Genomic DNA, 11,991 nt, shown 5'->3' with positions numbered 1-11,991 from the left:
GCTGCCTGACCTTTGCGGTAACGCAACACCCACTCAATCCCTGCCGATTCGATGTCTATGAAGTGTTTGTTGATCAGGCAGCGTTTCAAGCACATCAGGCCAGAGTCAAATCCTCCCGCTGGGGGGCAATGACCGGCAATGTCGAGCGCCACTATACCGTGACAGAAACGGTGTAAATGACGGTCTGCTATGTGAGCCAATACCATAGACAGATGCCAGCCATAGGCTGTTGCTCATCTCTTTTCCGCTGATCGTGATGGTGATGTTTTCCGGCTATGAGAACTTCGTTGCGCGCCTTGATGTGGGGGATGAGGGCGACAAACGGGTGTGGCTTGGCAAGCTCGATGTGGGCTCATTAAAGAACAAGGTTGCCGTTTCTATCGTCGCCATCTCGTCAATTCACTTTCTCAGGTGTTGATGAATGCCGAGAATCGGCCCAACGACAACATCCCGTGGTATCTGCTGATCCACATCACCTTTGTGCTCTTTGCCTTTGCCATGGGTTATCTGGATAAATTGCCCGGTAAATAGGGGCTCACCTTGCCTCACTGCCAGATGAAAAGCCCAAGCCATTACTTGGCTTGGGCTTGGTCGTGATGGGGGATGCGGGAGTTGCCCGCGACCGCCTGCCACTGCCAGCACAGGGCTGTGACCATGAGTGCGGTGACTATGAAGGCGGTAACCACGAGGGCGGGGAGGGTTCCCCGTGGCTAGAGCCCCCCTGTGCGCAGACCCCCGTAGTCAGGGCAAGCGGGGGGTTAATAGGATAAACCAAAGCCCCGTGGGTAGCGGATGTTACCTAATTGGCCCTGCTCATCGAGCTGATACACGTTCACCGGCAGTTTGCCTTGCGGGGCTTTTTTGCCAAGCATGATCTCAGTGATGGTAGGAAGGGTGAGGCTGCGCCAGCCATTCTCAAAGCCAAAATAGTTGTAAGAGGCGATGATCACGTCGCTGACGTCATCGTAATTGATCGCGTCATAAGGTGCTCTTAGCGACAGGGCGATGGTTTGCTTACCCAGTGAGCGCGCATAACGCAGGGCATTGTAGGTTAATTGTGCCTCTTCATTGGTTGTCAAACGTGCTTGGCGGGCGAGGGGGTGGGGAGGGGTCTCGCTGCTATTAAACACCAGTGAGCCGCTGTTGCCATTGAACTCGGCACGAGCAAGCTGTGGGGCCAGTTTGGGAAGAATGGGCACGCCATCCTTTTCAACGGGGCTAATCCCAGTTGAGAGCGTCGCCATCACCAAGGTATCGCTCTGCTCGATGCTCTTTTTAATGCTGTCCCAGCGGCTTTGGGCCAAGGTGCTGCCAGTGACGGTAATCCCTTCCGCCGCTAATGCCGTGCTCAGACCGTTATATTGCTCTTGCCAAGGCGTCAGCAGGTAGGTTTTACCAAACTCAGCAGCACTCATTGGCAACAGCGGCGCGGCATTGCTCTGCTCGTTTTTCAATAATGTGATGGATGCGTCGGTGATGGCCTGCTCAACGGCCTTGTTGGCGCTGTTACCCAAGGTGGTGGTGGCGTGACGTAGGGCGCTCGTTAAATCACCTTGGCCGCGTTGGTTAATCAGATTGCGCTTGAGCTTGGTTAACATGATCCGCTCGACTGACTCGGTGATCTCTTGCTCCGCCAGGTCACCATTGCGCACCGCTTTGGCGACCCCGGCAATGAGATCGGTGAGCTTTTGCCGCTGGGCACTGGTGCGCACTTCCGTTGGCATCAAGGCAATATCCACCCCAGCTTGAAACGCTTTAATAACCGCATCCTGCTCTTGGAAGAAGCTCGAAATACCCTGCATATCAAGGGCATCGGTAATCACTATGCCGCGATAGCCTAACTGCTGGCGCAACACCTCGTGAATGATTTTGCGCGACAGCGTGGCGGGGGTGATCATGCTCTCCCCGGTTTTTGATGAGGTGACTAGGCTGGCATCCAGCGCGGGATATTGGATATGAGCAGACATGATCATATCGGGTGCATCGCCTTGCCTGATGGCCTGCTGATAGGGCGCAAGGTCTATCTGATAAGCCTCTGCGGCAGAGCGGCTCACCACGGGCAGGCCGAAATGTGAGTCGCTTTGGGTGTCACCATGGCCAGGAAAGTGTTTAAAGGTGGCGATCACATTGCGATTGGCCATGCCTTTCGCCACTTGGCTGGCCAAGGCTGACACGCGGGTGGGGTCGTCACTGTAGGCGCGCACATTGATCACTGGGTTGAGCGGATTGGACTGAACATCAACCACTGGGGCGAAGTTAACGTTAAAGCCAACGGCGTGGACTTCATCTGCCTGAATTTGGCCCTGGCGATAGGCCAGGTCGAGGCGGGTGGGATTGGCTTGGGTGGCGGCCGCGAGTGCCATATTTCCCGGAAAGTTAGTGGCTTGGGTGCGAGGCAGCCGCACCACGTTACCCCCTTCTTGATCGATCCCGATAAAGAGCCCGACGCGCTCTTGCTGCGCGACCGCTTGTTGCAGTTGCCAGGTCAGGGTGGTGACTTGCTCGGTATTGGCGAGGTTGTTGGCAAACAAGATCACCCCACCAATGTTGTCCTGAGAGATGATCTCTTGAATGGTCGGGTTAATCTCGGTCATCGGGGTGGTGCAATCGGGTTGACTGTCATCACACCAGTAACGAAACGCGACCATCATTTTTTGCGCGATTTTTTGCTCCAATGTCATCCCTTGGGTGAGCTGGCGAGCCTGCTCATCGGGTGAGGTGTTGTTGCTGTCGTTACAGGCCGTGAGGGTCAATACGCTGGTGGCAAGTAACGCCAGCAGCGGTTTTGCTGAATAGATCATGTTATTCCTCGTGCGTGTGATTGATACGAGTCGTTAATTCGAGTGATCGAAACGAGCATGACGCGAAGTCTGGCCTAAGCGCCTCACGAAGTAGGCGCTTAGGCTGATCGTTGGGTTGCAAACGATACCATGATGGGGCGAATCGGCTCCCTTTGAGTTAGATCCTCTTAGCGATAAAGCAAATAGGCTTGGCGCATGTTCAGGTACTGATTGCGCTCTGCCTGCCAACTGGTTTCGATCAAGGTGACCGTCTCATCCGGCGTGAGCCCATCGGCACTGGCTTGCTGTAATTGAGTGAGGAGCTGGCGGTTACCCACTAATTTGGCCAGCCAGAGTGGGCGAATAATGAAGTGGCTCTTGGCATAGTCGAGGTAGTTTCGCTCTTGGCTGTATTCAACCGCGTCTTGATAGCCCGCTTGCTGCATCTTGAACCACCATCGCACCAGTGGCCGGATCGACGGAGTTTGCGCTTGCGGCGCGATCCCCGTCAGCGCTTGGCGAAAGCTTTCGCCATATACCCGCTCGCCACCTTGCGGCCAGCCAAATGCCGTCAACGAGCTATCCACCTGATAGTCGGTATTGACCCGCAAGGCGGGATCAGGAAAGCCTACCTGCTCATGGGGATAGTCAGAGCCCCGCCCCATATTGACGCTGGTTGCTTCAAATAGCGCTAGCGATGGGTACAGACGAACCGCCATGTCGGTGCGCAAATTGGGGGAGGGGCGTACCGGCAAAGAGTAAGGGCGATCGTGCCGATACCCCTGCATAGCAATCAGATGAAGATCTGCGGCGGGTAGCTGGTATTGGGATTGGCCAAATTTATCCCAGCCATCATCACCATTTTCTACCCCATTAAGCCAGCCTTGCCCGGCGATCATGGCGGCAAATTCAGCAGAGGTGAGGCCATGGGCCATCGGGATCGGGTGCATCCCAATGCCGGAGACATTCTCCCGTTGTAACAATGGGCCATAGATGCTGTCGCCATTGGGATTAGGGCGATCCAGTACCATAAATGCCTTGCCATTGGCCTGGATGCTCTCCATGGCTTTGTGCATCGAGATGGTATAGGTGAAAAAGCGTACGCCGACGTCCTGTAGGTCGTAAATCAGGATGTCGATATTGGCCAGCTCCTCAGCGCTGGGGTGCGCATTGCTCTTGCCGGCGGCATCTCGGCCATACAGGGTCACAACTGGGAGCCCGGTCTGAGGGTCAACGCCGTCGTTATCGCCAGCGCCTGCCTCTTCATTACCGCGCAGGCCGTGCTCCACCGAAAACAGGGTGGTCACCGTAAAGCCATATTGCGCCTGCTCGCTGAGCAGTTTTTCTATGGTGTGTCGGCCTTGGCTATCACGAGAACTTTGATTGACGATCAACCCGACCCGTTTATTGCGCAGCAACGGGCCATAGCGTTCCGGTTGATCGATGCCGAGCTTGAGCGCTGGGCGGTCTGCGGTGGATGCGGTGTTGTCGCTCTCTTGGCATCCGGTCAGCACGCCTAGCAAAAGCGGGAGGATAAACAGACGTTTCATCATATTGCTCCTTGTTGTCGACAACCGAGAGCAGATGATGGATGGGTGCCATGGTCATCGCTCCCTTTCGTTGCGTGGTTATGTTGCTACTTGTTGCTACCGTTGTTGCATGGTCACGGTTGCGCTGCCACGACGATGGTCGGGGAGTGACTATCCTTTCCGATTTTTGATTTCAAATGTGATGTCTATGTCGCATAAATTATTATTTCGGCGGCGTCGTTTGAAAATAGGAAAATTCTTACAGCTCTCTCGCCATCCTCGCCCGCCCAGTGCTGAAGTGCCGCCATCCCGTATGCGAGCAGGGAGCGCAAGCCTGCGCGGCATGGCCTTTGCCCCCCTTTGCTCCCCAGCCTGAGCCCGTGACAGCGCGCTATTTGTGAAGTCTGACCACGTTTTAACACTCCTCGATTGATACCATCGGCCGTCGTCATACGTCGCTAGTCGAGCAAAGAGACCGACCCCCACAGGGCGGTGAGGGTGGGGTCATTGATTTAAAGAGGGGCAGATTGAGAGGTTCAGCTATGAAAGCGTCACGACCCACTGAGCGCTGCTCGATGGTCGGCAATCCCCGTGGTTTCAATGAACAGGGAGCGGTGCCGACCAATCCCACCGAGCGCACTATGTTGCTCCGTCAGGATGAAAACCGCTGGCACACGGGTGAAGCGATGGCCCTGCTGGCAGGGATCGCAGGGCTGTTTCACGATGTCGGCAAAGCCAATCAACTCTTTCAGGATAAGCTCAGCGGCAAGCGGTGCGAACTGAGCGAGCCGCTGCGCCATGAGTGGGTCTCTTTGCGGATCTTTGCCGCCTTTGTGGATGGCCGAGATGACCAACAGTGGCTGACGGCGCTCTCGGCCCTGCTCCCAGCCGACGAGGAAAAGGCGATGGCGAGCCTGTTGAGCCGGGCCGAGCGCAAAGCTCAGCCCACCGGCGCCAATCCCTTTGCCGCGTTGCCGTCCATCGCGCGCATGGTCGGCTGGCTTATTGTCTCGCACCATCGGCTGCCACAGTTTGACAAGCGCCATGAGCAAGCCGTCGATTCGCCGCCGCTGGCCAAGTTAACGATAGATTCCGGGCGCTTTAATAGCAGCTGGAACTCCCCTCAATGCCGCGATGAGCACTGGGATGAGCAGGCATGGCAACAGCTGTGGCACTTCCCCCACGGCACGCCGCTGGCTAGCCACACCTGGTGCCGCAAGGCCAATCAATTGGCACTGCGGGCGCTCCAGTGCCCCTCCCTGTGGCAAGGCGGGGAGTGGCTAGCAGACCGCTTTACCAGCCATCTGGCCCGCTTGTGTTTGATGCTGGCTGATCACACTTATTCGGCAGGTGCCATCACCGAAAAGTGGCAAGACCGTGCTTATCGGGCCTATGCCAATACCGACCGCGCAACCGGCACGCTCAAGCAAGCATTGGATGAACACAATATTGGCGTCGGCCACCATGCCTATCTACTGGCCAAGCGCCTGCCGCAGCTGCGCCCTCATCTCCCTGCCATTACATGTCACCAAGGCGTTAAGCAGCGCAGCCAAGACGAGGCGTTTCGCTGGCAAGACCAGGCGTTTGATCTGGCCAGAACGCTGGCGCACCGCTCGCAACAGCAAGGCTTTTTCGGGGTTAATATGGCGTCGACCGGCTGCGGCAAAACCTTTGCCAATGCCCGCATCATGTATGGGCTGGCCGATGAAAAACAGGGCTGTCGCTTTAGCGTGGCGCTGGGCCTGCGCACCTTAACCCTGCAAACAGGGGACGCCTTGCAAGCCAGACTCAAGCTCACTAGCAAGGATTTGGCAGTGCTGATCGGCTCGGCAGCGGTGCAGCAGCTGCATGAGCTGCATACCCATGAAGCACAAGCGGAATCCAGCACCGGCTCAGCATCCGCCGACCCTCTGCTCGATAACAACCTCTATGTGCGCTACGACGGCGCCCTCGATGCTGGCCCGCTGCGCCGTTGGCTTAAGCAATCCCGCGCGTTGCATGAGCTGATTAGCGCCCCAGTGCTGGTGAGCACCATCGACCACCTGATCCCAGCGACTGAAGGCACCCGGGGTGGCAAGCAGATTGCCCCCATGTTGCGCCTGCTTACCTCGGATCTAGTGCTCGATGAGCCCGATGACTTCGGGCTGGACGATCTGCCCGCCCTCTGCCGCTTGGTCAACTGGGCTGGCATGTTGGGCAGCCGAGTGCTGCTCTCATCGGCCACGTTGCCGCCTGCGCTGGTCAACGCCCTGTTTGCCGCCTATCACGCCGGACGCAGACATTACCACCGCGCCTGTGGCGAACCCGGCGCGATGCCCCCCATCTGTTGTGGCTGGTTTGATGAGTTCGGGGTTGCCCAGCACGATCTGGCGGATCAGGCCGCCTTCAAGCTGCGCCATCAGGCGTTTGTCACTGCCCGTCTGGCCAAGTTGGCGGATTTCAGACCCTTGCGCCATGGCGCCCTCTGGCCGGTGAGCAGCTCGGGCCAACGTGGCGATGAGGTGGCACAAGGGATGGCCGACGCCATTGGGCAGGGCATCTTGGCGCTGCATCGAGATCACCAGCAGTCTCATGCCAGCGGCAAATGCCTCTCGGTCGGTCTGGTGCGGATGGCCAACATCAACCCCTTGGTGGCCGTGGCCCAGCAGGTGCTGGCGCAAACGCCGCCACCGGATACCCGCATTCACTTTTGTGTCTACCACAGCCATCACCCGCTGTTGGTGCGCTCGCAGATGGAGCAGCAGCTCGATGCCCTGCTCACTCGCCATCAGGAAGAGGCGATCTGGCAGCACCCCGCGGTGCAGCGGGCACTCACCCTGCCAGAGACCCACCACCTGTTTGTGGTCTTTGCTTCACCGGTGGCCGAAATTGGCCGCGATCATGATTACGACTGGGCCATTGCCGAACCGAGCTCAATGCGCTCGCTGATCCAGCTGGCTGGCCGTATTCAGCGCCACCGCAAATGCTCGCCGACCCGCCCTAATCTGTTGATCCTCAACCGCAATGCCAAGGCATTACAGGGAAGATCCCCGGCGTACTGTAAACCGGGGTTTGAAGCGAAAGAATTTCAACTCGCCAGCCCAGATATGACGGCCTGTTTACGTGAAGATCAGTATCGGTGGATAGGTTCAGCGCCTGCGATTGAGATGCCACCAAGCCAGAAAAAAGGGCCATACACCAATCTGGTCGCACTTGAGCATGATCATCTGGCGGTCTCTTTGTTTGCTAAAGAGCGGACACCCCCCGCTGCGGTTAGCTGGTGGCAAGCTCCCATTGATTGGGCGGGCGAGATGCAACGACAAACCCCCTTTCGGGCATCCCGCCCTGATGACGGCTTTGTCCTCTATCAGCCAGAGGAGGATGACCCGCTGCTGTTTCATCGGTTGGAGGAAAAAGGCGAGCCCACCTTGGTTGAGCAGGGGAACTTTTTCCGCGTGCAATTTGTGCCAGCCGAGCGAGTCGAGCCTTGGCTGGATAACCAACCGGCCCCCTTGCTCAAGGTGCTGGCTGAGCAGCTAGGGTGGGATGCCGCCAAGCTATCGCGCACCTTTACCGAGATCCGGCTGGAGAGAGTGAAGAGCCAGACCAACCGCTGGCACTACGATCCGTTGTTTGGCATTTATCAGGAATTTTAAGGAGTTAAGGAGAGATGATATGAGCGAACACAGTCTGTCATCGGCCATCGATGACTATATCTCGGGCAGGCAAGCGGCCAAGCCAGACAAATGGCCGACCAAGGCCGACTGGTTGGATGATGCCGCCAAACGGGCCAAACAGATCACGCTGGTGACCCATGCCCCCAAATTTACCCATGGCGATGCCAAAGGGGTGGGGGCGTGGGTCGCTGGAAAAGAGAGAGAAGAAAGAGGAGAGGGAGGAACAAACGAAAAGCGGGCGACATATCTCTCAACCAGCAGCCTGACCGCGCCAGCCATTGATGTGATCGGTAACGCGGCGGCGCTCGATGTGGCCAATCTATTGCTGCTGGAGGCGGACGGCAAACGGCTGGTGGATCGGATCCAGCATGGCGATACCGCGCCGTTATCCCCCTTCACCAAAGAGCCGGAACAGCTGGATGCTTGGTGCGATGGCCTGTCACAGGCATTGACCGGAGGCGAAGTGATCAGCCACAGCTTGGCCAAGCAGAGCTACTTTCCGCTGGATCAGGGCTACCACCTGCTCAGCCCGCTGTTTGCCAGCGCTCTTTGCCATGCCCTGCATCAACGTATCGATCAGGCCCGTTTCAGTGACGAGGCGAAGGCCACCCGCGAGGCGCGCCGCAAAAACGACTTTTCTGCGCAAGCGGACGTCTATTTTCCCAACCTAGCCCAGCAGCACTTTGGCGGCACCAAGCCGCAGAACGTCTCGCTGCTGAACAGCAAACGTTATGGCCGTGCCTATCTCTTGAGCTGCCAGCCCCCCTCATGGCAAGCGGGCCTCACGGTGCCACAGAGCGAGGAGCATTTCTGGCGGCACTATGGCTATCGGGTGCGTGCCACCACCCGCAAACTGGTCGACTTTCTCCGCTCGGTAGGGGAGGTCGCCAATAACCATGAGATCAAACAAGCTCGCGCCAAGCTGGTCGGGCGGTTACGAGGCGAGCTGCACCGTTACGCTAAGGAGCTGCGCACCCTCCCAGCAGGTTGGAGTCACCACCTCGCTTCTCCCTTAGATCAATCCTTTTGCTACTGGCTTGATCGAGGGTGCCCAACCGCACCTGCACAATGGGGCGACGGGATCGGGATGGCATTTGGCCGTTGGCTCAATAAGCAACTGCAACCGCAGTTGACCCATGTCGGCGACATCGACCTGCGTGTCTGGGCGCGTGAGCTGGCCCAAGAGCTGCGCTTGCTGCAACTGGATTGGGAGGCATAAGCATGAAATCGACCCTGTTGCTGCACCACCTCAAGGTGGAAAATGCCAATGCCATCAGCGGCCTCACTTACGGTTTCCCAGCCATCAGCCACTTTCTTGGGTTTACCCACGCCCTGTCGCGCCGCCTTGCGCGGGACTATGGCCTGACGCTGGGGGGCTGCGCCGTGATCGCCCATCAGGTTGACGTGCACAGCCACCCCGTCGGCGGGCGTGGCGAACAGGTCTTTGCCCTGACCCGCAACCCCTTAACCCACGAAGGCAATACCGCCCCTTTTAACGAAGAGGGGCGGATGCACCTCGACATCAGCCTGCTGATCGAGTGCCACTTCAATGCCGATGACCTGCCCAGCGGTAGTGGCCAGGATGGGGATTCCCTAGATCTTCGTATTGCCACGCTGCACCAGTGGTTTGCCCGCACTATCCCGACCCTGCGGGTCGCGGGGGGTACCCTGCTTGCCATCGGCAAGGTGCAGTGGCGCGAGGCCTATGATGAGGCGGCGTTATTTCGGCTGCGCATGAGCCTGCTGCCGGGCTTTGCGTTGGTCTGCCGCCATGATCTGCTGAGCAAGCACCACCAGCAGCGGCTGGTGGCCGAGCCCGACGGTGAACTGCTCGACAGCCTGCTCGACTTCGTCACCCTGCGCCACCGAGCCCAGCGCGATGAGAAGGAGGAGGTCAGCTGGCAGCGGGTTGCCAAGCCAGAGAGCGGTTATCTGGTGCCACTGGCCGTGGGCTATCAGGAGATCTCGCCGATCCATGATCCCGGCAGCGTCCCCAGCAGCCGCGACCAAGAGACCCCGTTTCGGTTTGTGGAGTCCATCTACACCCTAGGGCAGTGGGTCAGCCCCCACCGTATTGATGATCTCGACGCCCTGTTATGGCGCTATCGCTATCAGGAGCCCTATTACCTCTGTGAGAATCGCTATCAAGCCTCTGAGCTGGATGAAGATGACAGCGACACAGAATCCGTTTTAGCAAGCGATCTTTTTTAACAAGGAACCCCATCATGGCAACAGCAACCATCAAAACCGCCTCCGTCTTGGCCTTTGAGCGCAAGCTCGCCAACTCCGATGGCCAACTGTTTAGCGGCGATTGGCAACAGCGCGACAACCCAGCCGCTTGGCTCCCCATCACCCTGCAAGAGAAAGCCGTGCGCGGCACCATCTCCAACCGCCTCAAAAAGGCCACGGCAGAGGATTCCACCAAGCTTGACAACGAAATCCAAAACCCCAACTTGCAGCGGGTCGATGTGGCGACGCTCCCCTTTAACGCCGACACCTTGCGGGTCAGCTTTACCTTGCGGGTGCTGGGCAATCTGGCGCAGCCCTCGGCCTGTAACGATCAGGCCTATCAGGCGGTATTGAGCGAAAAGATCGGTGACTATGTGCGCGAGCACCAGTTCCATCAACTGGCGGCCCGTTATGCCGAAAACCTCGCCAATGGCCGCTTTCTGTGGCGCAACCGGGTGGGCGCCGAAGCGGTAGAAGTGCGGATCAGCCAATTGGAAGAGGGGACCAGCAAACAACAGTGGGTCTTCGATGGACTCAGCTTTAACTTGCGCCAGTTTGCGACCCCGCAAGGGGCGCTGGCCGAACTGAGCGAGGTGATCCGTCAAGGGCTGCTTGGCAACAGCTTTGCGCTGCTTAACGTCGAGGCATTCGTGCGGCTCGGCGCAGGCCAAGAGGTGTTCCCCTCCCAAGAGCTGGTGCTGGACCAAAGTGGCAATAAACAGGGCAAAAAGAGCAAATACCTCTATCAGGTGGCGGGCATTGCCGCCATGCACTCGCAAAAGATTGGCAACGCCCTGCGCACCATCGACACCTGGTATCCCGACGCCAGTGAGCTGGGCCCGATTGCGGTGGAGCCCTACGGCTCAGTCACCAGCAGGGGCACCGCTTATCGCCAACCCAAAGCAAAAGTGGATTTTTACAACCTGCTCGATGACTGGATGCTCAAAGACAAACAGCCCTCCATTGAGCAGCAGCACTATGTGATCGCTACCTTGATCCGTGGCGGTGTCTTTGGCGAAGCAGGTTAAGGAGCCGCGATGGATCACTACCTCGATATCCGGGTCTTGCCCGATCCTGAGTTTGGTCAGGTCGATCTGCTCAATGCCCTCTATGCCAAGCTGCATCGGGTGCTCCCTGCGCTGACTCAGGGGCGGGTGGGGGTCAGTTTTCCCGCTCACCAGCGCACCCTGGGGGATCGCCTGCGGCTGCACGGCGCCTTAGCTGATTTGCTGAACCTGACCGAAGTGAACTGGCTGCAAGGGATGCGCGACTATATCCACTTAGGTGAGCCGGCTCAGGTGCCTGATCACCCCCGTTTTCGCACGGTCAAACGGGTGCAGGCTAAAAGTGCCCACAACAAGCGGCGCCGCTCGATTGGCAAAGGCTGGCTGACGGAAGAAGAGGCGCAGGCTCGGATTCCTGATACCCAACAAAAGAGCATGACACTGCCCTATGCCGAGCTGCATAGCCTCTCGACCGGCAGCCGGATGCGCCTGTATATCGAGCACGGCCCCTTGCTCGACCAACCTATTGCGGGGCTATTTAACGCCTACGGACTGAGCCCCACCGCAACCATCCCTTGGTTTTGACCCTTTTTAGCGGGGCGTAGCTAACATATTGATTTTTATATGATGGCTACGCCCTCGCTAAAAAAGGGTATTGCCCGCCATCGGGGCAGAGATCTTTAACAATCAGTAAGATAGTGCTAGTTTGCAACACCTCGCTGCCGCACAGGCAGCTTAGAAAAAGTCGGGTAACGTCTGGCGCAATGGCCTGACCCTCGCTGCCGCACAGGCA

8 protein-coding genes are annotated in these 11,991 nt (G+C 58.0%); 6 read left to right on the top strand and 2 right to left on the bottom strand.

Features of this window, described 5'->3' with window-relative positions; genetic code table 11:
* The first annotated feature begins 229 nt into the window (after positions 1-229).
* Positions 230-418, top strand: a complete 189-nt coding sequence (locus CUC53_RS19630; RefSeq protein ID WP_236757962.1) for a YqhA family protein — start codon at positions 230-232, stop codon at positions 416-418.
* 340 nt (positions 419-758) lie between these two features.
* Here the strand turns inward: CUC53_RS19630 and CUC53_RS17290 are convergent, their stop codons facing one another.
* On the bottom strand, positions 759-2,801 hold the full coding sequence (locus tag CUC53_RS17290) for a glycoside hydrolase family 3 protein (protein WP_201796791.1): 2,043 nt from the start codon (positions 2,799-2,801) through the stop codon (positions 759-761).
* A 167-nt stretch (positions 2,802-2,968) separates the two neighbouring features.
* A complete protein-coding gene (locus tag CUC53_RS17285) occupies positions 2,969-4,330 on the bottom strand; it encodes an exo-beta-N-acetylmuramidase NamZ family protein (RefSeq protein ID WP_100295271.1) in 1,362 nt (453 codons plus the stop codon).
* Between the two features lie 521 nt (positions 4,331-4,851).
* Here CUC53_RS17285 and cas3f point away from each other — a divergent pair.
* From cas3f to cas6f, 5 genes are read left to right on the top strand one after another with little or no spacing between them, the layout of a single operon-like run.
* Positions 4,852-7,944, top strand: coding sequence for a type I-F CRISPR-associated helicase Cas3f (gene cas3f / locus CUC53_RS17280; RefSeq protein WP_236757961.1), 3,093 nt, complete (start codon positions 4,852-4,854; stop codon positions 7,942-7,944).
* Between the two features lie 19 nt (positions 7,945-7,963).
* Positions 7,964-9,184, top strand: a complete 1,221-nt coding sequence (csy1, locus tag CUC53_RS17275) for a type I-F CRISPR-associated protein Csy1 (RefSeq protein ID WP_100295269.1) — start codon at positions 7,964-7,966, stop codon at positions 9,182-9,184.
* A gap of 2 nt (positions 9,185-9,186) precedes the next feature.
* Positions 9,187-10,176, top strand: coding sequence for a type I-F CRISPR-associated protein Csy2 (gene csy2, locus CUC53_RS17270; protein WP_167386792.1), 990 nt, complete (start codon positions 9,187-9,189; stop codon positions 10,174-10,176).
* Positions 10,177-10,190: 14 nt separating this feature from the next.
* A complete protein-coding gene (csy3, locus tag CUC53_RS17265; RefSeq protein ID WP_100295268.1) occupies positions 10,191-11,222 on the top strand; it encodes a type I-F CRISPR-associated protein Csy3 in 1,032 nt (343 codons plus the stop codon).
* A gap of 9 nt (positions 11,223-11,231) precedes the next feature.
* Complete coding sequence (cas6f, locus tag CUC53_RS17260) at positions 11,232-11,783, top strand: type I-F CRISPR-associated endoribonuclease Cas6/Csy4 (RefSeq protein WP_100295267.1); 552 nt, start codon at positions 11,232-11,234, stop codon at positions 11,781-11,783.
* Positions 11,784-11,991: the final 208 nt, after the last annotated feature.

The organism is Aeromonas cavernicola, assembly GCF_002795305.1.
Lineage (GTDB): Bacteria > Pseudomonadota > Gammaproteobacteria > Enterobacterales > Aeromonadaceae > Aeromonas > Aeromonas cavernicola.
The sequence above is the reverse complement of the archived record's forward strand: the minus strand, read 5'-3'. Positions and strand labels throughout refer to the sequence as shown.